This is a genomic window from Gordonia liuliyuniae (assembly GCF_021739025.1).
Taxonomy (GTDB): Bacteria; Actinomycetota; Actinomycetes; order Mycobacteriales; family Mycobacteriaceae; genus Gordonia; species Gordonia liuliyuniae.
This window is the reverse complement of the sequence record NZ_JAKKOT010000003.1, coordinates 678,793-701,539: the sequence shown is the minus strand read 5'-3', so window position 1 is coordinate 701,539 and position 22,747 is coordinate 678,793. Positions and strand designations below refer to the sequence as shown.

Genomic DNA, 22,747 nt, shown 5'->3' with positions numbered 1-22,747 from the left:
ATGACCATTGCACTGCGCGGCACGTCCGCCGTCGTCGGCGTCGCCGACCACCACTACAAACGCGGCGAGGCACCGTACGGCGAACTGCCGATGACCTTGGAGGCGATCGTCGCGGCGTGCGCCGACGCCGGCGTCAGCGCACGCGAAATCGACGGCTTCGTCTCGTACGCGGGAGGCGGCTTCGACGGCGCGACGCTCGGCGGCGCACTCGGCGTCGACGACGTCCGCTGGTCCACCATGATGTGGGGCGGCGGCGGAGGCGGTGTCGCGGCGGCGATCAACGACGCGAACGTCGCCATCGCCACCGGCCAGGCCGACACCGTCGTCGTCTTCCGATCGATGGCGCAGGCCGACACTGGCCGGCTCGGATACGCCTCCTACTTCTATGGACCCCACTATCTCGCGCACGGCGTCGGTTCCCCCGCGCAGGTCTGTGCGCTGCGGACCCAGCGGCTCCTCGAACACGACGGGGTCCCCCGGGAGGCACTGCGCGCGCTGGTCCTGGCCGACTACCGGCACGCCCAGAACAACCCGACCGCGGCGGGGTACGGCAGGCCGCTCGACGAAGCGACGTACGACGAGTCCCGGCTCATCACCGAACCGTTCCACCTCTACGACTGCTCGCGGGAGAACGACGGGGCCGTCGCCCTGATCGTGGTGTCCGCCGAACGCGCCCGCGCACTGCGTCCAGACGCTGCCTACCTGCTCGCCGGCGCGCAGGGCGCACCCGGTGGATACTCGTCGCTGATCGACAACGACGACCTCTACACCACCGCCGGGTTCGCCGGACGCGGCGAGCGCCCCGGTGTCGCCGGACGCCTGTGGGCCGCCGCCGGACTCGGCCCGACCGACGTCGACGTCACCCAGGTGTATGAGAACTTCTCCGGCCCGGCCGTCGCCGCGCTCATCGATCACGGTCTGGCGCCCACCGGCCCCGCAGCGGGCGAGGTGCTCACCGCAGACAATCTGACGGCGGGTATCGGCGAACTCCCGGTCAACACCAGCGGAGGGAACATCGCCGACAGCTTCGTCAACGGGATGGGGCTCGCCGTGGAGGCCGTCCGCCAGATCCGCGGCACGTCGACCAACCAGGTCGACGGCGCACGCACCTCCCTGTTCATCGGCGGGCCGATGGCCCCGTTGGTCTCCTCCACCCTGTTCGGCCACCAGGACACGCTCTAGACCTCGAAGGACATTCCATGACTGCATCGGCGATTCCCGAATCCGCACTGGATCGACTCGACCTCTTCGTCGACGGCCGCTGGGTGGCCCCAGCGGACGGCGCGAGTACCGAGGTCGTCGAGGCCGCGACCGAGAAGACTCTCGGCGCCGCTGCCGCGGCGTCGCCCAGCGACGTCGACCGAGCCGTCGACGCGGCCCGGCGTGCGCTGCCCGCCTGGCGCGGCATGTCCGCCGCGGCCCGAGCCGACCTCCTGGACGCCTTCGCCGCCCAGCTCAAGGCCCGCGCGAAGTCGACGGCGGCGCTGTCCAGCAGGGAGAACGGCATGCCGATCTCCCTGTCGGTCGGCGTCAACGGATATGCGCCGTCGATGATGGTCGCCTACTACGCCGACCTGATCCGCACCGCCGACGCAGACGACGTGCGGCCGAGTGCTCTCGGCAGCCGCACCGTGGTCCGCCACGACGCGGTCGGTGTCGTCGCGGCCATCACGCCGTGGAACTACCCGCAATCCCTCGCCGCGATGAAGATCGCGCCAGCGCTCGCCGCCGGGTGCACGGTGGTGCTCAAACCGTCACCGGAGACCGCATTGGACGCGTACGTCTTCGCAGACGCCGCACTGGCAGCAGGCCTGCCCGACGGCGTGTTGAACATCGTGTCCGGCGGACGCGAAGTCGGCGCGTACTTGGTGGAGCACCCGGGCGTGGACAAGGTCGCATTCACCGGTTCGACCGGCGCCGGACGCGCGATCGGACAGGCGTGCGGACGACTGCTCCGGCCCGTCACCCTCGAGCTGGGCGGCAAATCGGCGTCGATCATCCTCGACGACGCCGACATCGAGCAGTTCGCTGCACAGTTGGGAGCCGTCTCGCTGGTCAACAACGGACAGACCTGTCACGCCTGCACGCGCATCCTCGCGCCGCGCTCACGCTACGACGAGATCGTCGACGCGGTGACCTCCGCGGTGTCGGACCTCACGCTCGGCGACCCCCTCGACAAGGCGACGCGGATCGGTCCGCTCGTGACGCAGGCACAACGCGACCGAGTCCTGAACTACATCGAGATCGGCCGTTCCGCAGGCCACCGGTTGACGACGGGCGGCGGAGTACCCACCGGCCAAGACGTCGGCTGGTATGTCGCCCCGACCGTGTTCGCCGACGTCGACAACTCCGCACGCCTGGCGCAGGAGGAAGTCTTCGGCCCCGTTCTGACGATCACCGAGTACGCCGATGAGGACGAGGCGGTCGCCATCGCCAACGATTCCGAGTACGGGCTCGGCGGCACGGTGTGGACCGCGGACACCGAGCGCGGCATCGCGCTGGCCGACCGGGTCGAGTCCGGCACGGTCGGCGTCAACCACTATGCGCTCGATCTCGGCGCACCGTTCGGAGGGGTCAAGGCGTCCGGGCTCGGGCGTGAGCTCGGGCCCGAAGGCCTGACCCCGTACCTCCGTACCAAGTCCATCTACCTGTAGACGCGAAGCGAGTGATCCACATGTCTCAGTCTGGGGAGTCAGGTCTTCCTCTGGAATCAGTGCGCGTCCTCGACCTCACCGTCGGCTCCGCGGAGTCGGTCGGGCGGTTCCTCGCCGATCTGGGCGCCGACGTCGTCCACCTGGTCCGGTCCGATGCAGCCCCGTCGGGTGCCGACTCGGATCCGGCAGCGTCCGATGAGTGCGTCGCCGACGCACTGCGCAGTGCGAACAAGGCGCGCCTCGCCCTCGACCCGGCCGTCGCCGCGGACACGGTGGCCGGCTTGATCGCCCGCGCGGACATCGTGGTGACCTCGGACGCCCCCGGCAGCGACTCGGTATGGGGGGTCGACGCGGACTCCGCGCGGGCGACGACGCCCGCCCTCGTGTGGGTGTCGATCACCGCCTTCGGGTTGACCGGCCCGTACCGGCACCGGGTGGCCGACGAGCAGGTCCTCTACGCGATGTCCGGCGTGCTGTCGCGCTCCGGCGCTCCCGGCGAGACTCCGCTGCTCCCGCCTGCGGGTCTGGCCGAGGGAACTGTCGCGGCGCACGCCGCGTGGGCCGCACTACTGGCCTACTATCGCCGTGCCGAGACCGGACTCGGCGAGACCGTCGACGTGTCGGCGTTCGAGGCGATGGTCCACGGCTTCGACCCCGGTTTCGGTACACAGGGCTCGGCTGCGGCGGGGCGCGCGGAAGATTATCCGCGCAACCGTCCGGCAGCCGCCGAGTTCTACCCGGTGTTCGGATGCTCGGACGGCCGCGTCCGAATCTGCCTGCTCGCCAAACGGCAGTGGCGCGCGATGTTCGAATGGCTCGGCGAGCCCGAGGAGTTCGCCGATCCCCGCTACGACACGATCCCCGCACGCTTCGCCGCCGCCGACCGTCTGCACCCATTGATCGCGGACCTCTTTGCCGCTCACACTCAGGACGAACTCGTCGCCGAGGGAGCCCGCCGCGGCATCCCCGTCGGCGCCGTCTACACGCTCGGTCAGGCGCTCGCCGTCGACCACTTCGCCGAGTCCGGCGCGCTCATCGACGCCGAGCTGTACCCAGGCGTCACGACGCGTATCCCGTCCGGGCATGCGAGGGTCGGAGGCAGGCGAGCAGGTTTCCGAGCAGCCGTCACCATGGCGGACGGCCCGCCATCGTGGGGCACTCCAGGCGAGCCCTCCCCCGAGCCGTCGGTATCCGCCGCAGATGCGACGGCCGCGCCGCTCGCGGGGATCCGCGTCCTCGATCTCGGCGTGATCGTCTTCGGAGCCGAACTGAGCAGGCAGCTGGCCGACTACGGCGCCGACGTGATCAAGATCGAGAACGCCAACTACCCGGACGGGCTGCGCCAGTCCAAGCGTGGAGCCAAGCTCTCCGCATCGGTGGCCTGGGGCCACCGCAACAAGCGGAGTATCGGCGTGGACCTTCGCTCGGCCGAGGGCGCGGACGTCTTCCGACGGCTGGTCGCTGACGCCGATGTCGTGGTCGCCAACTTCAAACCGGGCACACTCGCCGCAATGGGGTTCTCCTACGAGTCGCTCGCCGAGATCAATCCGGGAATCATCGTGGCCGAGGCGAGCGCGTTCGGCAGCACCGGACCATGGCGGTCCCGGATGGGATACGGACCGCTGGTGCGCGCGGCATCGGGAGTGTCCGCGCTCTGGAGTTACCCGGACGACAGCGAACTCCTGTGCGACGGATCGACTGTGTACCCCGACCACATTGCCGGACACATCTGTGCCAGCACGCTGCTGGCCGCGCTGATCGCACGTCGCCAGACCGGCCGCGGAACATCGATCGAACTCGCTCAATCGGATGTGGCGCTCAACCACATCGGCGCTTCGCTCGTCGCCGAGGGTCTGCGCCCGGGCTCGGTCGTGCCGACCGGGAACAGCGACCCGCGTCATGCACCGAGTGGCGTGTTCGCGTGCGCGGGCGACGACGAGTGGTGCACGGTGACGGTCCGCACCGACGCACAGTGGGCCGCCGTCTGCACCGTCGCCGATCGGCCCGAGCTCATCACTGACGAACGTCTCGCGACCGCCTCAGCACGTCTGGCGAACCGCGGCGAAGCCGACGACGTCCTCGCACAGTGGACGGCAACGCGCACTCCCGCCGAGGTCGCCACCCAGCTCCAGAATGTCGGCGTGGCCGCCGGGCCGATGCTCCGGCTTCCCGAACTGCTGAACGACGAGCACTTGTGCGCCCGCAGCACGTACACGACGGTGACACACGAACTGATGCCGACCGCACTCCCCGCGACGGCCCGTGCCGCAGTCTTCAGCACGATCGCCGACCCGCCCGCACGTCAGGCGCCGACGGCCGGTGAGCACACCCGCGAGATCTGCACCGGACTACTCGGCATGAACGACGACGAGTACCAACGCCTCGTCGCGGCTGGAGCGCTGCAACCCGCCAACTGAGACTGGCCCGAGTCTCCTGTCAGCGAGTGACAGGAGACGTCGGGCCAGAAGGTTTCGGGCCAGAGTCGATGCGGCGACTACCGGTTGTTGTAACCCGCGTCGACCGGCATCGTCACACCGGTGACGTAGCGGGCCTCGTCGGACGCCAGGAACACAATGGCGTTGCTGATGTCGACGGCTTCGACGAGCTCGACGGGCATCGGGTTCTTGTAGGCGTCGTCGCTGGCGACCTCCGGGTGGCCGGCGATGAACTCGCCGTACTCGGCATTGGCGACCATCGGCGTGTTGACGCCCGTCGGGTGGATCGTGTTGACGCGGATGAAGTCCTTGGCCAGTTGCTTGGAGTAGAGCCGCATCAGACCGACCACCCCGTGCTTGGACGCGGTGTAACCGGCTTGGCCGGGGAAGGTGTTGAGTCCGATGCTGCGCAGCCCGGCAGCCGAACTCGTGATGGTGATGGTGCCGCCGCGTCCTTGCTCGATGAGGATGGGCGAGACTACGTCGAGCACCTGCCAGACACCGGTCAGCATGACATCGACCGCGTCGAACCAGGCCTGTCGCTGATCGCCGGGTCCGATTACCGGCATGATGCCCGCGTTGGCGATGACCGTGTCGATGTGGCCGAACTGCTCGATGCCCGCAGCCAGGGCGGCCTCGATGTCCTCACGTCTGCGCACGTCGCCGATCGTCGTGACGATCTCGCCGCCCGCCTCCTTGACCAGCCGTTCGGTCTCGGCCAGATCCTCGCGGGTGGCCATCGGGTAGAAGACTGTGGGGATCTGGTCACAGATGTCGATGCCGATGATCGACGCGCCCTCCTCAGCCAGCCGCACCGCGTGCGACCGCCCCTGTCCACGGGCGATACCCGTGATGAAGGCGACCTTTCCGTCTAAACGAGCCATGTTCTCATTCCTTTCTTGGGTGAAACTCCGGTAAACGGGTCCGGCGCGACCGCAGGCCGTCGCAGAAGTCGACGATCCCGGCGCTCAGCATGTCGTTGTCATCGCCTGCGACCATGTGGCCCGCCCCGCGCACTTCGACGTGCTGAGCGCCGGGGATGAGGGCGAGCAGGTCGTCGACTCCGTCCTCGGCGACAACCTCCGACTCCGCGCCGTGGACGAGCAGCGTCGGTATGGTGATCGTCCGCGCCGCCGATCTGGCTGCACGTTCGCGTTCATCCGCGGCCTCCACAGAGTTCTCGCGCTGCGCGAGGATCCGCGGATCCCAGTGCCAATACCACCGTCCGTCACGGTGCCGCAGGTTCTTGCGCAGCCCGTCGACTCGCGGCGAGCGTCGCCGGCTCGGGTTGTAGGCGACGACGGCGGCCAACGCGTCGTCGAGTGAGTCGAACCCGTCGATCCCACTGGACATGAAGTCGTGGATCTTAGCGAGCCCTTCGGGCCGCGCCTTGGGCGTGATGTCGACGAGGACCAGCGCCCGCGCAAGGCACTCGTCGGCAGACTGCGCCATCAACGACGCCATCCCGCCAAGTGAGGCTCCGACCAGGACGGGCGGCTCGGGCAGACTCGCGGTCACCGCGCGAACGTCGCGCGCGTGCGCGGCGATCGTGTAGTCGCCGTCTGGCGCCCACTGGCTGTCCCCGTGCCCACGGAGGTCGACGGCGTGCACCAACCAGCCTTCCCGTGCCAGACGTCTGCCGGTGCGCTGCCACGAATGCCGTGTCTGCCCGCCTCCGTGCAGCAGCACGATGGTCCCCGTCGGTTCGTCTTCGGGCGCCCATCTGCTCGCCGCGAGATCGACGCCGTCACCTCGAAAGTACTGCGGGATATCAGTGAGGGGCATGCAGAAACCACCTTGAATCGGGCGAACAGCCCACGAGAGTCGTTGTAGGCCAATCGGTCCGCGTCGCCATCCGGCCAGCGCAGTTGCTCGCATAAAACTAATATCATAAGATTAATGGGCACTCAACCGTTTTCTGGAAGGCTCCGCATGCCACCCACCCACCGCACGCTGCGCGTGATCGCCAAGGACGAGGTGGCCGACCAGGTCGCCTCCGTCGTCCTGGAGGACTCCGCAGGCGGTGCACTGCCCGAATGGCGGCCGGGCGCCCACATCGACGTCGAACTAGACAACGGTGTGACCCGCCAATACTCACTGTGCGGCGACCCGGCCGACGACCATTGGCGAATCGCGGTGCTGCGTGAGCCCGCCAGTCGAGGCGGCTCGGCGTACGTGCACGACGAACTCGTCGTCGGCTCGGAGATCGGCACCCAGGGGCCACGTAACCATTTCGCGTTCGTGGAGGCGTCGTCGTACCTGTTCATCGCGGGCGGCATCGGCATCACGCCCCTCATCCCAATGATCGGCGCGGCCGTCCGTTCGGGCGCGTCCTGGCGTCTGCTTTACGGCGGGCGCACCCGGGCCAGCATGGCGTTCGCCGACGTCCTTGCCCGGGCACATCCAGATCAGGTGACGCTGGCACCCACCGACGAGGTCGGGCTGCTCGATCTCGAGTCAGCGCTGGGCTCGGTCGACGACGGATGCGTCGCCTACTGCTGCGGACCCGAGCCTCTTCTCCTGGCTGTGGAAGAAGTCAGTCATCGTCTCGGTGTTCCGCTCCACGTCGAGCGGTTCGCCGCGAAGGAGGTCCCCGACGATGCCGTCAACACTGCCTTCGAGGTCGAACTGGCGCAGTCGGGCACGACCGTCCAGGTCGGCGCGGACGAGTCCGTCCTCGACGCGGTCCTCGATGCGGGCGTCGACGCCGATTTCTCATGCCGCGAAGGGACCTGCGGCACCTGCGAAGTAGCGGTGCTCAGCGGGGACATCGACCACCGCGACTCGGTTCTCGACGAGGATGAGGCAGCCGAAGGCGACGTCATGATGATCTGCGTATCCCGCTGCCTGTCGAAGCGCCTGGTCATCGACCTGTAGCGGTCAAGGCCGACGCGAGAGACTTACGCCCCGGTCGGTTGGGACGCGGCGCCCTGAGGTGCCCCGGCGGCCTGCGCCGACGGCAGAAACGCAGGCAGCACGAAGGTGCGGAGCATCTCACGGTGCGAAGGGTCGCCGGGCTTGTCGAAGTCCAGTCGGCCGACGAGGATGAACTGGAGCAGAGCGATCCACTCGGCCATCTTGCGTCGATCCAGGTCGTCCCGGATCTCGCCGCGTTCGAGCGCACGGTCGAGCACCGGCTCCCACATCTCGGCAGTCAGCCGAGCAGCCAACCCGGAACTGCCGACCAGCGGCTCGGCGAGCTGCATGTGCTCCGGCGAGACCAACACCCTGATCAGTGGATCCTGCCGTCCCCGATCGACGAGGAAGATCAGCCCTTCGACCAGTTGATCGGCGAACGTCGGCTGGTCGAGTAGAAACTTGCGAGCCTTGACGAACAGCATCCGCGAGCGACGTTCGATGAGCGCCGAGATCAGCGCGTCCCGACCGGAGAAATAGCGATAGACGGTCGGGCGCGAGACTCCCGCCTCGCGCCCGATGTCGTCCATCGTCGTCTTCGCCGGACCGTATTTGGCAAACACCTTCTCGGCAGCGAGCATGATCTGATGGCGAGCCTCGTCGGCGTCCCCCGAGAGAACATTGCCGGTTTTCCTGCGCGCCATCATCTGGTCCTATCGTCGTGCCACACGACCCACACGATACATGAGACGCCTACTGTTCTATGTCAGCGGGCGGAAATCGAGGTCGCGCATGTGGTCACTCACGGCGTCACCGAACACAGCCGGTCGCTTCTCCAAGAAGGATGCAACGCCTTCGCGGACGTCGTCGGACTGGCCGCGCTCTACTAGCAGAACCGACTCGACCTGGTGAGCTCGCCGGGGGTCGTCGGCCGCCGACATCTGCCACATCAACGCGCGCGTGAGCGCCACGGACACCGGAGCGGTGCCGTCTGTGAACTCGTCGGCGATAGTCAGCGCGCGTTGCAGCACCTCCGCCTTGGGGACGATCTCCGAGACGAGGCCCGCCTCGAGGGCCTGGACCGCAGACACCGTCGCACCGGACATGGCCCATCTCAGGGCGGTCGCCATTCCGACGATGCGCGGAAGGAACCACGTCGAGCACGCTTCGGGAACGAGTCCACGCCGAGTGAACACGAACGCGAACTTCGCGTCGTCAGACGCGATGCGGACGTCGGCAGGCAGCGTCATCGTCACGCCCACGCCCGCTGACGGTCCGTTGACGGCGACGATCACCGGCTTGCACGAGTCGAAGATCCGCAGCGACGCGACGCCGCCGGAATCGGGCGGGACGTCGCCGCGCCCTTCCTCGGGAACGAAGGTGTCGCCTCCCGCCTGAAGGTCCGCGCCTGCACAGAACGCCCGCCCGGTGCCGGTGAGGACGACGGCCCGCACCGAATCGTCGGCGTCGGTCGCGTCGAAGGCCGCGACGATGTCATCGCGCATCGCATAGGTGAAGGCGTTCAACCTGTCCGGCCGATTCAGCCAGACGACGGCGGTCGATCCGGCTCGCTGCACCCACAGCGTGGGCCGTTCGAGCAGCACGTCCGCCTTCGCCGCGGCGGTGGAGTCGGAGATCAACGCACCTTCTCGAATCGCACGTGCACGTCCTGGTAGGCGTCGCGGATCGCGGTCTTGGCGATCTTGCCGGAGGGCAGCCGCGGCAACGGGTCCCGGGTGACCACGACATACCGCGGCACCTTGAAGTCGGCGAGCACCGTCGAGCAGTGCTCGACGATGGTCTCCGCGTCTACGTCGCCTTTGACAGTCACTATGGCAGCGGGGGTCTCCCCGAACCGATCGTCGGCTGCCGCGATCACCGCGACCTCGACGACCCCGTCCACCGCACCGATCGCGATCTCCAGTTCCACCGGTGAGATGTTGATACCGCCGGAAATGATCAGGTCTTTGAGCCGGTCGACGAACTTCACCCGCCCGTCAGCGTCCGCTTCGCCCAGGTCACCGCTGTGCAACCAGCCGCCGCGCAACGCTTGCGCGGTCGTCTCGGGATCGTTCCAATAGCCGGGCGTCACACCCGGGCCCCGGACCACCAGTTCACCGGTCTCGCCCGGCGCTGCGGGGCGGTCGTCGGAGTCGAAGACCTTCACCTCGGTGAAGATCGAGCCCGTACCGCATCGATCCGGGTACGCCATGGCCTCGGACGCGATAGTCGCGGTGGCGACGCCGCCCGCTTCAGTCATGCCGTAGATCTGCCGCAGCAGAACGCCCTTATCCGCCCACCGTTGGAGGAGGTCCGTCGGAACGGCGGCGCCGCCGACGATCGCGGTCTTCAGCGACGTCAGGTCGGCGTCAGCGAATTCCGGTGCTCGCGAGATCGCTTCGAAGATGAGTGGAACGCCGAAGATCGCCTCCACCGCATGCTTCTCCAGCAGCGTGACCGCTCGCGACGGGACGAGCTCGGGTTCCACGACGAGCGTTCCGCCGAGCACCGTGGTGATCAACAGTCCGTAGACGAGCCCTGGGGTGAACGCGAGCGGCAACACCAGCAGTGTCGTGGTGCCCGGCCGGAAGCCCTCCTCGGTCAGCGTGTTCTCCAGAACGATGGCCAGCAGCGTCCGGTTGGTCAACACGACGCCCTTCGACAGGCCTGTCGAACCGCTAGTGAACAGGATCGTCGTCGGCTCGTCGGCCTCGACGTCGACGCGGAAACTATCGGGCTCCCCCTCGCGCAACTCGACCAGATCCGCGTACGGCACGATCGTGAAACCCGCTCCCATCGCGGCGGTAGCTTCAGCGAGACCTTCGAACCCGGGAGCCACGACGACCACGGACAGACCGGCCTCGTCGGCGATCTTCCGCAGCTCAGCGGGCTGATATCGACTGTTCAGCGGAACGAGGACACCGCCGGACTTCAGGATCGACAGCGCGCCGACAGGCCACTCGATCGAGTTCGGCCCGAGAAGCCCGACGCGGTCGCCCGGCGCCACCTTCACCGTCTCGACGAGGTGACGGGCCGCACGACCGGTCCAGTTCCGCAGCTCACCGTACGTGATCTCCGAGTCGTTGAAGACCAGCGAAACGGCTTCCGGTTTCGTTCTTCCCCACCAGTCGAGGGCTGCTCCGATGGATTCAGTCATGGCGTGCGTTCCTTCTTGTCGAGCGATCTGGGTTCGAGCAGTGCCGGCGGAGAGAGCGCTGCCGGGTCAAACGGTCGGGCGGGCCAGTTCATGACGGCCGATGATGTGTTTCATGATCTCGTTGGTACCTCCGTAGATCCGCTGGATCCGGGCATCGGTGAACGCGCGACCGACCGGGTACTCGAGCATGTATCCGTACCCGCCGTGCAACTGCACGCAGGCGTCGATGACCGCCCACTGGTTCTCGGTGGCGATCAACTTGACCTTCGCGCCGTCCTCGGCCGACAGCGTTCCCGCGTTATGCTGGGCGACCGCGCGGTCGACGTAGGCGCGACATGCCTCGGTGCGAGTGATGTGGTCGGCGATGGTGAACGACGTGTTCTGGAAGTCTCCGATCGCCTTGCCGAAGGCACGACGCTCCCGCACGTAGTCGACCGTCCATCGGAGTGTGGCCTCGGCCGAGAACTGACCGGCGAGCGCGATCCCGAGTCGCTCCAGCGGCAGGCTCTCCATCAGGTATCCGAAGCCGCCGCCGACCTCGCCCAGGACGTTCGCGTCGGGCACGAACACGTCGTCGAAGAACAGTTCTGCGGTGTCCTGAGCCTGGAGTCCGACCTTGCGGAGCTTGCGGCCGCGGCGGAATCCCGGCATGCCCTCCTCCACGACCAGCAGGGTGAAGCCCTTGGACCCCGCGGAGATGTCGGTCCGTGCGACCACGATCACCAGGTCTGCGAGAATGCCGCTGGTGATGAACGTCTTGGAGCCCGACAGGCTCCAGCCGCCGTCGACCCGGGAAGCGCTGGTGATGATCCCCTGCAAGTCGCTTCCGGTGCCCGGCTCGCTCATCGCGATGGCGCCGATCGTCTCGCCGGTCGTGAAACCACGCAGCCACCGTGCCGACTGCTCCTCATCTGCCAGACGCAGCAGATAGTTCAGGACTATGTCGTCGTTGGTCGAGAAGCCCGACTGCAGCGAGCTGGCGCCGACACGAGCGAGCTCGTTGATGAGTGCGGCTCGGAACCGGTAGTCGGTCACCGCGCTGCCCCCAAAGCGTTCAGGGACCGACAGACCGAGCAGACCCTGCCTACCGGCCGCGGTCCAGACCCCGCGATCGATTTCGCGTGCGTCCTCCCACTCCTCCAGGTGGGGCACGACTTCGCGGGCGACGAATCCTCGCACAGCGTCCGCGTAGGCGAGATGATCGCCCTCGAAGAGGTCACTTTTCATGGACGTGTTTCTCCTTCAACGAATCTCGTATTGAACGTCGGTGCGGTCATGCTGGAATCCGGTGCGTCGGCTCACCGCCACGAGCACGTCGTCGGTCGACGCCGCGTAGGCGATGAGACCGTCGAGACCGGCAGCCGCGGCTCGTGCGCCGGCCGACACCAGAAGGTGCGCAAGGACGTCGCGGCGTTGTGCGTCACCGAGTCGGCCCGTGACTCCGAGATAGGTGACGCTGGCACACCTGCCGAATTCGTCGACGTACAACGGGGCGAGGTCCAGTTCGAGCAACCCGGCGAGTCCGGGTTCCGCTCGAATGCCGAGCACGCGACGACGGTCGGCGCCGCCGCCAGCACTCTCCCCCACGCGGTCGCGTTCGCCCGCAGACACGCCGAGGTCGGTGAGCAGCGCGTCGATCGCGGCGGTGTCGGCGTCGCCGAGTTCGTCCGCGAGCCTGTCGTCGCCGTCGACGCATTCGCTGCTGGGATGCACGAGTTTCCACACCCGTCGGGTACTCGGCAGCAGGTTCCGGTCACCGATGCGTCCAGACGCCGGATGGTTGCCGCGCGCCCACGATCGGATGCCGACGAAACCGCTGCCGAGCCAGCCGTCGGCACCGGATGCCTCGACGCCTTCGCGTTCGAGTAGGAGCGTGACGACGCCGATCGAGCGGAGTTCCGGGTCGATGACGATGGTTCCGTCGGCCCACCCGTCACCCCGCGGCACGAGGCGGATCACGCCTGCGACGCGCTCGGGCTCATCGGGACCTTCCAGGGTGACCGGCCGAGCACTCAGCCAGATGACCAGGTGTCGTACCCCGGTGTCGGACGCCAGGTCGTTGAGCACCTCGTCGGCGTCGATCGTGTTGTACTCGGGTTCCGCGTCGTAGGTCGCGGCGCGGACCAGCAGATCTCTCAGCTGCTCGGCGTCCGCGTCGCCGAGTTCCGAACGCCATTCGTAGCGAATCATGAGGTCGCGCCGGATCTACTGTGCTGCCACCGCGGCGCGCCCGTCCGCGACGAGCTTGCGCGTCTCGCGCCGGAACACCTGGTTGGCGATCTCATTGCGGCCCAGCATCATCTCGCCGGCGTCGGCGCTGGCCATCCCTCGCTGCGAGCCGCGCAGCAGCGGGAAGTCCTCGTTGTGGAGGACGGCGAGCAGGATGTCCCAGTTTTTGGTCCACAGCCGCTCCCAGCGCGACTCCTCAAGTCCACTGTCCTCGACCTTCGGCACGATGAGACGTTGCTCCATGCGTGACTGGGTCGGATCGGACGGGTGCGGCCGGAACGTCAACAGCTGGAAATGATCCGGCTGGCGAAGCAGCGTCGAGTTCGGCAGCAGGAAGTGGGTCTCCGTGACGTACTTGTCGAGTGCCTCGTCGCCGGGATCCTCTTCGAGGAAGCGGTCGATCGACTTACGTGGCGCGATGAAGCGGCAATGCCGACCGAAGTCCTCGAAGGCCATCACATTGGTGTGGATGATCTTTCCGGCGGTGTTCGGATGGGCATACTGGATGTGGTAGCCGTCAAGGAACGCGTCCTGCATGATCTTCCAGTTGGTCGGCTCGTCGAAGCCCCCGGCTTTGAAGCACACCGAGTCCTCGAGCCGGTACTCGGCGAGGATGCCGTCCATCTCGGGTCCGAGCCAGTCCGCGACGTCGATGGTGGCGTTCGCATTGTCGATCACCCAGATGAATCCGTGACGCTCCTGCACCGGAATCTCGATCAACCCGTGCTCGGACCGGTCGACGTCGCCGAAGGTCGTGTCGCGAGTGATGGTCCGCAGCGAACCGTCAGGATCGTACGACCACCGGTGATAGGGGCAGGAGAAGATTCGGCAGCGCCCCTTCTCCCGATCTTCGAGCAGCGCACCGCGATGCCGGCAGAGGTTGACGAACGCCTTGACGCTGTGGTCCTTCTGCCGCACGACGATGATGCTGTTACGCGGCATCTGGACCGTCATGAAGTCGTTGGGCTTCGCCAGTTCCGAGCTGTGGGCGACGATCGACGGCACGGTGCCGAAGATGTGGTCACGCTCGTCCTGAGCGAGCGCCGGGTCGGTGAACTCGGCAGGCGCGAAGTCGATCACGTTGTCGAATTTGTCGGTGGTCTCGTTTCGCAGCAGTTCGAGCGCGCGCCGGATCCGATCCTGGCGAGGCAGTGATGTCGTCATGATTTCTTTCCCGTCGTCATCAGATTTCTCAGCGGTGCGCGCTGGTGCCGCACCAGGTGGAGTGGACTCCCATAAACCTATCGTCTATAGGTTTATGGCGCAACGATATGCATAAAACGGCCGGTCCGAGCACACCGGGTCGAGCGCCCCTCAGGCGTCCGACCCGGCGTGGCGTCAGGAGACGCTAGGCCTCCGGTGTGAATTCGATCGGCATCCGCAAGCAGCCGCGCACCTGCGACGCCTGGAAGACCGGCGGATCGGACTCAACGAACCGGTAGTCGGGCAAGCGCTCATGGATCGCCTCCATCGCCACCTTCATCTCGATGCGCGCGAGGTGCGAGCCGATGCAGCGGTGCGGGCCACCACCGAAGGACAGGTGCCGGTTCGGGCTGCGGGTCACGTCGAGGACCGCCGGGTCATCGAACTCCTCGCTGTCACGATTCGCCGAGCACAACAGCAAGATCATCTGGTCTCCAGCCGCTATGTGTTGACCACCGAGAACCGTGTCGCGTGTCGCGCGTCGCCCGGGAACAACCTGCGCCTCGATTCGCAAGATCTCCTCCACCGCGTTCGGAATCGCCTCCGGATCGTCGACGACTTCCTGACGCTGCTCAGGATTGTCGATGAAGTGCTTGATCATCCACGCCAATGACCCTTGGACGGTGTGCAGACCGGCAATGAGCAGGAGGAAGAACAGTCGATTGAGCTCCTCATCGTTGAGTAGACGCACACCGTCCTCGAGTTCGACCTCGGTGTGGATCAGCGTCGACGTTATGTCGTCGCCCGGATTCGCGCGACGCTCGTCCACCATGTTCTGGAAGTAGCCGAACATCTGCATCGCGGCCATTGCACGTGCCTCGAGCGACTCCTGCTCACTCGCGCCGGGCTTGCCAAGCAAGGCGACGTCGGTAGCTTCGGTGAACAGCGGAGCGTCGGCCACCGGCCAGTCCATCAGCGCCAGGAAGACCCGCGCGGGGAGTTCGTGAGCGAACTCCGACACATACTCTGCGCTCCCGCGCTTGGCGAAGCTGTCGATCAGATCGTTGACCACCGCGCGAATGTCGTCGGTGAGCTTCTTCATGCGCGCCGGGCCGAACAACGGCTGGAGCGCCTTGCGATAGCCAGTGTGCTCCGGCGGATCCAACTCGATCGGCAGGAACTTGCCGAACGCCTCGTTCGTCACGAGGTTGTTCGGATAACTCGAGTAGGTGTCCGCATCCCGGAGAACCTCGTGGATCTCCTCGTACGCGGTGACGATCCAATGCCCGCCGTACTTCGGCGACCATACGACCGGTCCGACGGCGGCGAGCTCTTTAGCTCGATCCTGAAACAGGTCGACGGGGGCCGCCAGCGCGGGATCGTAGACGTCGAAGTCGACGGTGACTTCTTCAGGTGCTTTCTGGGCTGTGGTCATGACATCTCCTTGAAGGGTTGCGAAATTGAGGTCGACGCCGGCGACTTCGTCCTACGAGGCCGACGCTGTCGCCTCGACGAGCGACAGCGCACGCTCGGGACACGCCGCGACGGCGTCATGTGCCGCGGCTGTCTCGTCGTCCGACAGACGCCGTTCGGGAAGGATCGGATCGCCCTGGTCGTCGCAGTCGATCAAGTCGGGCGCCGTGCCGTAGCACATGCCGTGGCCTGCACACGCGGATCTGTCGACGGCGAGCATCTGCGACGCAGCCATCACTGTTCGTTCGGATTCGGCTGGTTCAGGTCCTCGGCGAACCACATGCCGACCCGCGAGAGCGTGCCACCATCGGCGGATCCGAGCACAGTTCCGGACGTGTATGCCGAATCGTCCGAGACGAGGAACAGTGCGACCTTCGCGTTGTCGAGCAGTGACGGCGGGCGGTTCAGCTTGAGCGGGATCGGCGAGACGAACGGATCCCACGGCCCGGAGACCTCTTCATACGACTGGCCGACGACCGGCGAGCCGGCGGGCATGAGGAAGTTCGGTGACATGCCGTGTGTCGGGGCGATCCCGTTGACGCGGATTCCATACGGACCGAGATCCAGACTGAGTCCCCGGACCATGCCGTTCACGCCGGCCTTCGTCGCGCTGTAGAACGAGATGTCGTGATACGCGGTCAGGGACGCGGCGGACGACGTGGCGAGGATGACGCCACCGCCATTCGCTTTGAGTGCGGGCACCGCGGCCTGTGCCGTGAAGATGACCCCGGAGAGATTGACACCGAGGACATCGTTCCAGTCGTCGACCGTCAAGTCTTCGAAGAGAACCTGCTCGCCGCCCGCCACCGTCGGAACGCCGCCGCGTGACACGATTCCCGCATTCGCCCAGGCGATGTCGAGCTTACCGAAGGTCGAGACCGTCTCGGCGACCGCAGCGGTGATCTGGTCGCGCTGCGAGACGTCGGCGGTGATCGCGATCGCCTCGCCGCCCTGCTCCTTGACTAGCTCTACAGTCCCGGCAGCACGTTCGGCGTCGATGTCGACGACGGCGACCTTCGCGCCTTCGGACGAGAACAACTGCGAGGACTGCCGACCGAGCCCGGATCCCGCCCCGGTGATGAGCGCGACTTTACCTTCGAGTTTCATATGGTTCTTCTCCCTTGAGGGTCGGGTGATTTCTTGACGTCAGACCGGCGAGCCGGATGGATGCTCTCCGGGGCTGTGACCTGCCGGATCGAGGTGGACGTCCGATACATCGAGCTGTGATGCGTGCCACTCTCACCATCCAAGCTAATACACCCGACATGAGACGTCAAGTGATATTTGTCAGCAGCTCGAAACGCGCCACGCCACACCCCGTGCGCCGATCACAGCCGTGGGTAAACCTATGCTCTACAGGTATGTGCGCGGATCGACCCACGCACGTCGGTTATCCGCCAGTCGAACGAAAGGCGCGGAATGGCTCGCCCGTCCAAACCCCTGATCAGCCGCGATGCCGCGGTGAACGCATCCATCGAGATCATCGACTCCGAGGGTCTGGACGCCTTCAGCCTGCCGAAGCTCGCCAAGCACCTCGGTGTCCGCGCGCCGTCGCTCTATCACCACTTCGCGGACAAGAACGAGATCTTCACCGAGGTCGCGAGATACATCGCAGGCACCACGGTGGCGACCCCGCGTCGCCGACCGGGGCCGGACTGGCCGGAGTTCTTCGTGTCGCTCGCCCTGAACTTCCGACAATCGATTCTGCGTCATCGCAACGCCGCCCCCGTCCTCCTGCAACACCTCCCACGCGACCTGTTCGTGTCGACGTACGAGGACACCGCGCAGTTCATGCTCGAGTCGAACGTGCCGATCGAGTTGCACGTTCGCATCCTCGACGGAATGGAGACACTGGCGATCGGCGCGGTACTGATGGAGGCGATGCGCAAGCCGAGCACCAAGTCGACGATCTTCCCTAACGTCGACGCAGCGTCTCAGCCGATCCTGGCGGAGGCGCTCGAAAGCAACGAACTGACGCAGAAGAAGCTGTTCGAAGAGACGGTGCGTAGCTTCCTGCACGGCGTGATCCGCGACCACATGTAACCGCGGTCCGCGCCGTGCGAGAGCCGAGCGACGATCAGGACAGGTGGATGGTCTTGGTCTCGAAGAACTCGTCGAGCCCTTCGGGCCCTCCTTCGCGCCCCACGCCGGACTGCTTGTAGCCGCCGAACGGGATGGTGAAGTCGATGACTCCGCCGTTGACGTTCACCGTTCCCGTGCGGATGCGCTTGGCGATCTCGTAGGCACGCTCGGCATCGGCGGAGAACACCGCGCCCGACAGCCCATACTGCGAGTCGTTGGCGATCGCGACCGCGTCGTCCTCATCCTTGTACGTGATGATCGAGATGACCGGCCCGAACACCTCTTCCTGCGCGATGCTCATGTCGTTGGTGACATTGTCGACGATGGTCGGCTCGACGAAGTAGCCGTGGTCGAAACCGCCGCGCCCCCCGCCGTGCGCAATCGTTGCACCCTCGGACTTGGCGCTCTCGATGTAGGCCTCCACGCGGTCACGCTGTCGCGCAGACGCCAACGGGCCGAGGAAGTTCGTCTCCTGCCACGGATCGCCGAGGGGCAGCATGTCCAGCGCAGCCTTGTACGCCGCAACAACCTCGTCGTGACGCTTCTCCGACACCAGAACGCGGGTCAGGGCGATGCACGCTTGACCCGACTGCATACAGCCACCCATCGGCAGCGACTGCATCACCGAACTGAGGTCGGCGTCGTCGAGAACGATGGCCGCAGATTTGCCGCCGAGCTCCAGCGACACCTTGGCGACTCGCTCACTGGCGAGCGCCATGATCCGACGGCCGACCGCCGTCGAACCGGTGAACGTGACGTGGTCGACCCGCGGATCGACCACCAGTGCCTCCGAGACCTCACGATCGGCGGCGACCACACTGACGACCCCCTCGGGGATACGGCCTTCCGCAACGAGTTCCCCAATGACGTCAGCGAAGATCGACGGCGACAGCGGAGCCTCCGGAGACGTCTTGAGCACGATCGAACATCCCGCGGCGAGAGCGGGAATCGCCTTGAACGCGATGGTTCCGATCGGCCCATTCCACGGGATGATCACGCCGGCGACACCGTTCGGCTCCTTCACCACATGCGAGACGCCTCCGTCGGCGCGTGTGCGCTCGTCGACGAGCGTCACATTCCGAGCCTCGTTCGCGACCGCCCGGAACAACCCGATCGTCATCTCCTGAGTCATCGCACTGACCGGCACCGTGACGCCGACCTCGGCAATGCCCACCTGGATGAGCTCGGGGAGTCGCGCGTCCAGCCGGTTCGCGATCTCGTCGATCACGTCGGCACGCACCTCGATCGGGGTCGACGCCCACACTCCAGCATCGAAAGACGCACGGGCAGCACCGACCGCGGCCGCGACGTCGTCGGCCGAAGCGGACCGCACACGCGCCACCACACCCTCGGACCACGAGTCGATTACGTCGATCCATTCATCACTCGTCGACTCGACCCATTTCCCGCCGATGAAGACGTCCGGTCGGTCGTCGAACGTGATGGCCGCGGTACGCGGATCTGTGGTGGTCATCGTGAAGATCTCCTCGAAAGTCGTTGTCAGCACACGAATCCCAATACTTCTGTGAACCGTGTCACAGCCGAGTATAGTTTACCTACACCCATTAGGTCAACAGATGACAGAATCCGTTCGCTGTATCACGGCTTGGGGCGTGCATCGGCTCAGACCAGGTCGACGAGGCCGCCCGCGCCATCCACCCGAGCGGTCGACCCGATCACGTCGTCGGCGGTCAACGCCGCCAGCAGGCCGGCCTCCTCTGTGCCGACAAGCGACCGTTCGCCGTCGGACGTGCGGACCGCCGCAAAAGCCCGCACGGGGTCGCCCGCACGGTCGTAGGCCACCGAGCACGACTCCACCCGAGCCTGCCCGGCGAAGTCGTCTCGGGCAGCGACCGTCCCGAGCGCGTCGACCTCGGGCTGCACGTCGCGGTGCACGAACGGCCGCTCGGGCGGCTGGGTTCCATAGACCCCGACCGCATGTTTCGTCAGGTAACCGCCGTTGGCCGTGATCAACCCTCGATGTCCGGGATTCGCGCGCAGCGTCGTCGCCATCGTGGCGATCGCATGGGTGCTGTAGTTGTTCCACGGACCACCGGCGAACGTCAGCCCACCCGTCACCGTCAGCGATCGGGCCGGGTCGTCGATCGGCAGACCGAGTTCGCGCGCCGCCACCTGGACCGCGGACGGAAAGCACGAGTACAGGTCGACGTGCTCGATCTCGTCGATGCCGACGCCCGCATCCTCGAGCGCACGAGATCCGGCGATCCTGATCGCCGCACTCCCGTCGAGCCGCTCGCGCTCGGTGATGTCGTAGGTGTCGTGCGCATCGGTCGCCGAATGGATGAAGACCCAGTTGTCGCGCGGAATGCCGAGTTCAGTGGCCACCCCGACCGAACACACGACCACCGCGGCTGCCTGTTCGACCATGTTGTTCGAGTTCAACAGCTTGGTGTAGGGCCGACAGATCCATCGGTTGCGTTCACTCGGTGTGATGATGTCGGCGGCCGAGTGCGGAGTGCGCGTCCAGGCGAACGGGTTGGCGACGGCCACGTCGGCGAACCGGGACCACAGTCGACCGATCGCGTCTCGATGCTCGTCGACGCCACGGCCGAGCGAGGCGCGCAGCGCCTCTTCGAAGAGCGGATAGACGAATGCGGGACGATCGAGGCCGATCCGCTTGTGCGCGTCGAACACCATTGGCACGTCGCCGATCGCCTGCTCGGGCGCATCGACATTCTCGTCCTGCACAGTCCAGTCGGGCCGCTGCCCGTCCGCGCGAAGCTTCATCCGTGTCCGCCACGCCTCGGCTCCGCCGACCAGGACGGCCTCACACCGCCCCGCCAGAATGTCGCGCGCCGCCGCGGACACCAACGTCTGCGGGCAGTTGCCGCCGTCGCCCGTGTACGCGGTGTGCACGACCGGCGCGCCGAGACGCTCGGCAACGAGAAGTCCAGCGTTGCGGTAGCGCCACGACAGCATCCGGACGAGCCGGATCGAGTCGATGCGCCGCAGGATCCGGTCCGAGCCCGCTTCAGCGGCGGCAGCACGTGCGGCCTGGGCGATCAGATCGACCGGCTCGACACCGCCATCACGATTGTTGAGCTGCCCCCCACCGACGAGGATCGGGGTGCGCGGATCAAGTGCCATCGGGACTCCAAGTTCGTTAGTCGAATTGACGGATCCCGATGACTCTATCTAAAATCATTAGTTTACGTTGCGAGGCCACCCACGGTCCGCACCCAGTCCGCGAGTTGGCGTGCGGCTGCGTCGACGACCTGCGGCCACTCCATCGCCGAGTCGTCCGCCTGATCGCTGACCGCCTTCACCAGCGTGAGCGGTATCCGATAGTGAGCGCACACCTGCGCGATCGCCGCACCCTCCATGTCCACGAGGTCGGCGCGTTCGGCCAGCTGTGCGCGGCGCGCGGGGTCGGTGACGAACGTGTCGCCGGTCGCGAGGACGCTACCGTCGCCGTCGTCGAACTCCCACCGGTCGACGGTGTCGTAGCCGATGGCGGTCAAGGCCGCGGCGCTGATGTCGTGCTCGACGACCGCCGACGGAACAAACAGACCCGAGTGGTGGTCGTGCAGGGCTCCGGCGGTGCCGATGTTGATCACCCGCGTATAGTCGCCGCGCTCGAGTCGTCGGGTCACCGCCATCGCAGCGCGGACCTTGCCGATTCCCGTGACGAGGACGTCCGTGCGCGCGCCGAGGTGCGCCGCCTCAGCGTGTGTCGCGGAGACGATGAGGGTCGTGCTCACGTCAGTCGGTCCGCCCCGTCCGAGTCGACGCCGCCCCCTCGGGCGCGCCGTCGAAGGCGCCGAGGCCGGCGATCCGGGAGAGCTGGTCGAACCGGTTGTTCGCAATCCGCATCGCGACCTCGTATGGGAACGCGAACTTGCGCGCCCACCAGTACCCGAACCGGACGTCGAACGACGTGTAGACCATGAACTTGTTCTTGACGACCCCGCGGATGATGGCGTTCGCGGCCTTCTCCGGCGTCACTGCGATCTTTCCGAAACTGTCGACCTGCTTCGCCACTCGTGGGTCGTCGCGGTCGAGACCGACGATCTCGACGGTCCCGACGAGCGGCGTCGCGACGCCGCCCGGACACACCAGCGACACGCCGATGCCGTGACGCCGGAGGTCGTAACGCAGCACTTCGGACACCCCGCGGATACCGAACTTGCTGGCACTGTAGGCGGCGTGCCACGGCAGTGCGAGGAGCCCGGCAGCCGACGACACGTTGACCACGTGGCCGCCGGCGCCGCGGCGCACCATCTGCGGGACGAAGCTCTCGATGATGTGGATCGGACCCATCAGGTTGACGTCGACGAGCTTGCGCCAATGCGAGTGCTTGAGGTGCTCGACGGTCCCCCACGCCGAGATTCCGGCGACGTTCATGACGACGTCCATCACGCCGACCTCCGCGTCCACGGCGCGCGCGAACGACGCGACCCAGTCGTAGTCGGACACGTCGCCTGCCGCGTGATAGACCACCGAGCCGCCGTCGCCTGCGATGTCGGCGACCACGGCGTTCAGCGGGTCGGCATGTAAGTCGGTGAGGACGAGCTGCGCGCCGTCGCGTGCGGCGGCAACCGCCGTCGCACGACCGATCCCGCTGGCGGCACCGGTGATCAACACCGTGCGCCCGCGCAGAGACGGAACCGGGGTCGGGACCCAGAACAGGTCGCGGATCGTGGTCAGCGTGCGCAGCGGATCGAGGCCCATGTCACAACCCTAACCCGATGCGTTCC

At 66.7% G+C, this 22,747-nt stretch carries 20 protein-coding genes; 5 read left to right on the top strand and 15 right to left on the bottom strand.

Annotated elements, in window-relative coordinates:
* The 3 genes from L5G28_RS08255 to L5G28_RS08245 are packed head-to-tail and all read left to right on the top strand — an operon-like array spanning nt 1 to nt 5,071.
* On the top strand, nt 1–1,182 hold the full coding sequence (locus tag L5G28_RS08255; RefSeq protein ID WP_237001100.1) for a thiolase C-terminal domain-containing protein: 1,182 nt from the start codon (nt 1–3) through the stop codon (nt 1,180–1,182).
* Between the two features lie 17 nt (nt 1,183–1,199).
* A complete protein-coding gene (locus tag L5G28_RS08250) occupies nt 1,200–2,654 on the top strand; it encodes an aldehyde dehydrogenase (protein ID WP_237001099.1) in 1,455 nt (484 codons plus the stop codon).
* Nucleotides 2,655–2,674: 20 nt separating this feature from the next.
* The gene (locus L5G28_RS08245; protein WP_237001098.1) at nt 2,675–5,071 is read left to right on the top strand and encodes a CaiB/BaiF CoA-transferase family protein; all 2,397 of its coding nucleotides are present in this window, start codon (nt 2,675–2,677) and stop codon (nt 5,069–5,071) included.
* A gap of 77 nt (nt 5,072–5,148) precedes the next feature.
* Here L5G28_RS08245 and L5G28_RS08240 read toward each other — a convergent pair whose 3' ends face one another.
* Together L5G28_RS08240 and L5G28_RS08235 are read right to left on the bottom strand one after the other, a co-directional pair.
* Nucleotides 5,149–5,973 carry a mycofactocin-coupled SDR family oxidoreductase gene (locus tag L5G28_RS08240; protein ID WP_237001097.1) on the bottom strand — a complete coding sequence of 275 codons (825 nt, stop codon included), beginning with the start codon at nt 5,971–5,973 and terminating at the stop codon, nt 5,149–5,151.
* Between the two features lie 4 nt (nt 5,974–5,977).
* A complete protein-coding gene (locus L5G28_RS08235; RefSeq protein WP_237001096.1) occupies nt 5,978–6,874 on the bottom strand; it encodes an alpha/beta fold hydrolase in 897 nt (298 codons plus the stop codon).
* Between the two features lie 147 nt (nt 6,875–7,021).
* On the opposite strand from L5G28_RS08235, the gene L5G28_RS08230 reads away from it, so the two are divergent.
* On the top strand, nt 7,022–7,966 hold the full coding sequence (locus L5G28_RS08230) for a PDR/VanB family oxidoreductase (RefSeq protein WP_237001095.1): 945 nt from the start codon (nt 7,022–7,024) through the stop codon (nt 7,964–7,966).
* Between the two features lie 23 nt (nt 7,967–7,989).
* Here L5G28_RS08230 and L5G28_RS08225 read toward each other — a convergent pair whose 3' ends face one another.
* The 9 genes from L5G28_RS08225 to L5G28_RS08185 all read right to left on the bottom strand — a co-directional run bounded on the left by L5G28_RS08225 (nt 7,990) and on the right by L5G28_RS08185 (nt 17,054).
* Nucleotides 7,990–8,649, bottom strand: coding sequence for a TetR/AcrR family transcriptional regulator (locus L5G28_RS08225; RefSeq protein ID WP_237001094.1), 660 nt, complete (start codon nt 8,647–8,649; stop codon nt 7,990–7,992).
* A 57-nt stretch (nt 8,650–8,706) separates the two neighbouring features.
* A complete protein-coding gene (locus tag L5G28_RS08220) occupies nt 8,707–9,582 on the bottom strand; it encodes an enoyl-CoA hydratase-related protein (protein WP_372477201.1) in 876 nt (291 codons plus the stop codon).
* Entirely contained in the window at nt 9,582–11,102 is a 1,521-nt protein-coding gene (locus tag L5G28_RS08215) for a class I adenylate-forming enzyme family protein (RefSeq protein ID WP_237001093.1), read from the bottom strand. The genes L5G28_RS08220 and L5G28_RS08215 overlap by 1 nt, the downstream gene beginning before the upstream one ends.
* A 66-nt stretch (nt 11,103–11,168) precedes the next feature.
* Nucleotides 11,169–12,329: an acyl-CoA dehydrogenase family protein gene (locus L5G28_RS08210; RefSeq protein ID WP_237001092.1), complete on the bottom strand. Its 1,161-nt coding sequence runs from the start codon at nt 12,327–12,329 to the stop codon at nt 11,169–11,171.
* A gap of 15 nt (nt 12,330–12,344) precedes the next feature.
* A complete protein-coding gene (locus tag L5G28_RS08205; protein ID WP_237001091.1) occupies nt 12,345–13,292 on the bottom strand; it encodes an N-acetyltransferase in 948 nt (315 codons plus the stop codon).
* 15 nt (nt 13,293–13,307) lie between these two features.
* A complete protein-coding gene (locus L5G28_RS08200) occupies nt 13,308–14,495 on the bottom strand; it encodes an aromatic ring-hydroxylating oxygenase subunit alpha (RefSeq protein WP_237001090.1) in 1,188 nt (395 codons plus the stop codon).
* Between the two features lie 184 nt (nt 14,496–14,679).
* Nucleotides 14,680–15,909: a cytochrome P450 gene (locus L5G28_RS08195; protein WP_237001089.1), complete on the bottom strand. Its 1,230-nt coding sequence runs from the start codon at nt 15,907–15,909 to the stop codon at nt 14,680–14,682.
* Nucleotides 15,910–15,960: 51 nt separating this feature from the next.
* Entirely contained in the window at nt 15,961–16,182 is a 222-nt protein-coding gene (locus L5G28_RS08190) for a ferredoxin (RefSeq protein ID WP_237001088.1), read from the bottom strand.
* Entirely contained in the window at nt 16,182–17,054 is an 873-nt protein-coding gene (locus tag L5G28_RS08185) for an SDR family NAD(P)-dependent oxidoreductase (protein ID WP_237001087.1), read from the bottom strand. Before L5G28_RS08185 ends, L5G28_RS08190 begins: the two co-directional genes overlap by 1 nt.
* A gap of 312 nt (nt 17,055–17,366) precedes the next feature.
* Here L5G28_RS08185 and L5G28_RS08180 point away from each other — a divergent pair, with 312 nt between their 5' ends.
* Nucleotides 17,367–17,990 carry a TetR family transcriptional regulator gene (locus tag L5G28_RS08180; protein WP_237001086.1) on the top strand — a complete coding sequence of 208 codons (624 nt, stop codon included), beginning with the start codon at nt 17,367–17,369 and terminating at the stop codon, nt 17,988–17,990.
* Nucleotides 17,991–18,024: 34 nt separating this feature from the next.
* On the opposite strand, the gene L5G28_RS08175 is transcribed toward L5G28_RS08180, so the two are convergent.
* From L5G28_RS08175 to L5G28_RS08160, 4 genes are all read right to left on the bottom strand, one after another.
* On the bottom strand, nt 18,025–19,503 hold the full coding sequence (locus L5G28_RS08175; protein ID WP_237001085.1) for an aldehyde dehydrogenase: 1,479 nt from the start codon (nt 19,501–19,503) through the stop codon (nt 18,025–18,027).
* Between the two features lie 149 nt (nt 19,504–19,652).
* Nucleotides 19,653–21,137: an acetyl-CoA acetyltransferase gene (locus L5G28_RS08170; RefSeq protein ID WP_237001084.1), complete on the bottom strand. Its 1,485-nt coding sequence runs from the start codon at nt 21,135–21,137 to the stop codon at nt 19,653–19,655.
* A gap of 62 nt (nt 21,138–21,199) precedes the next feature.
* Nucleotides 21,200–21,751 (bottom strand): nucleosidase, encoded by a 552-nt coding sequence (locus L5G28_RS08165; protein ID WP_237001083.1) that lies wholly within the window; start codon nt 21,749–21,751, stop codon nt 21,200–21,202.
* A gap of 1 nt (nt 21,752) precedes the next feature.
* Nucleotides 21,753–22,721, bottom strand: coding sequence for an SDR family oxidoreductase (locus L5G28_RS08160; RefSeq protein WP_237001082.1), 969 nt, complete (start codon nt 22,719–22,721; stop codon nt 21,753–21,755).
* Nucleotides 22,722–22,747: the final 26 nt, after the last annotated feature.

Bases quoted from the DNA above. Each gene is read 5' to 3' on its own strand.
- L5G28_RS08255 (WP_237001100.1), top strand. From the start codon at position 1: ATGACCATTGCACTGCGCGGCACGTCCGCCGTCGTCGGCGTCGCCGAC.
- L5G28_RS08170 (WP_237001084.1), bottom strand. From the start codon at position 21,137: ATGGCACTTGATCCGCGCACCCCGATCCTCGTCGGTGGGGGGCAGCTC.
- L5G28_RS08190 (WP_237001088.1), bottom strand. From the start codon at position 16,182: ATGGCTGCGTCGCAGATGCTCGCCGTCGACAGATCCGCGTGTGCAGGC.
- L5G28_RS08235 (WP_237001096.1), bottom strand. From the start codon at position 6,874: ATGCCCCTCACTGATATCCCGCAGTACTTTCGAGGTGACGGCGTCGAT.
- L5G28_RS08245 (WP_237001098.1), top strand. From the start codon at position 2,675: ATGTCTCAGTCTGGGGAGTCAGGTCTTCCTCTGGAATCAGTGCGCGTC.
- L5G28_RS08240 (WP_237001097.1), bottom strand. From the start codon at position 5,973: ATGGCTCGTTTAGACGGAAAGGTCGCCTTCATCACGGGTATCGCCCGT.
- L5G28_RS08210 (WP_237001092.1), bottom strand. From the start codon at position 12,329: ATGAAAAGTGACCTCTTCGAGGGCGATCATCTCGCCTACGCGGACGCT.
- L5G28_RS08175 (WP_237001085.1), bottom strand. From the start codon at position 19,503: ATGACCACCACAGATCCGCGTACCGCGGCCATCACGTTCGACGACCGA.
- L5G28_RS08225 (WP_237001094.1), bottom strand. From the start codon at position 8,649: ATGGCGCGCAGGAAAACCGGCAATGTTCTCTCGGGGGACGCCGACGAG.
- L5G28_RS08205 (WP_237001091.1), bottom strand. From the start codon at position 13,292: ATGATTCGCTACGAATGGCGTTCGGAACTCGGCGACGCGGACGCCGAG.
- L5G28_RS08195 (WP_237001089.1), bottom strand. From the start codon at position 15,909: ATGACCACAGCCCAGAAAGCACCTGAAGAAGTCACCGTCGACTTCGAC.
- L5G28_RS08230 (WP_237001095.1), top strand. From the start codon at position 7,022: ATGCCACCCACCCACCGCACGCTGCGCGTGATCGCCAAGGACGAGGTG.
- L5G28_RS08160 (WP_237001082.1), bottom strand. From the start codon at position 22,721: ATGGGCCTCGATCCGCTGCGCACGCTGACCACGATCCGCGACCTGTTC.
- L5G28_RS08185 (WP_237001087.1), bottom strand. From the start codon at position 17,054: ATGAAACTCGAAGGTAAAGTCGCGCTCATCACCGGGGCGGGATCCGGG.
- L5G28_RS08215 (WP_237001093.1), bottom strand. From the start codon at position 11,102: ATGACTGAATCCATCGGAGCAGCCCTCGACTGGTGGGGAAGAACGAAA.
- L5G28_RS08250 (WP_237001099.1), top strand. From the start codon at position 1,200: ATGACTGCATCGGCGATTCCCGAATCCGCACTGGATCGACTCGACCTC.
- L5G28_RS08200 (WP_237001090.1), bottom strand. From the start codon at position 14,495: ATGACGACATCACTGCCTCGCCAGGATCGGATCCGGCGCGCGCTCGAA.
- L5G28_RS08180 (WP_237001086.1), top strand. From the start codon at position 17,367: ATGGCTCGCCCGTCCAAACCCCTGATCAGCCGCGATGCCGCGGTGAAC.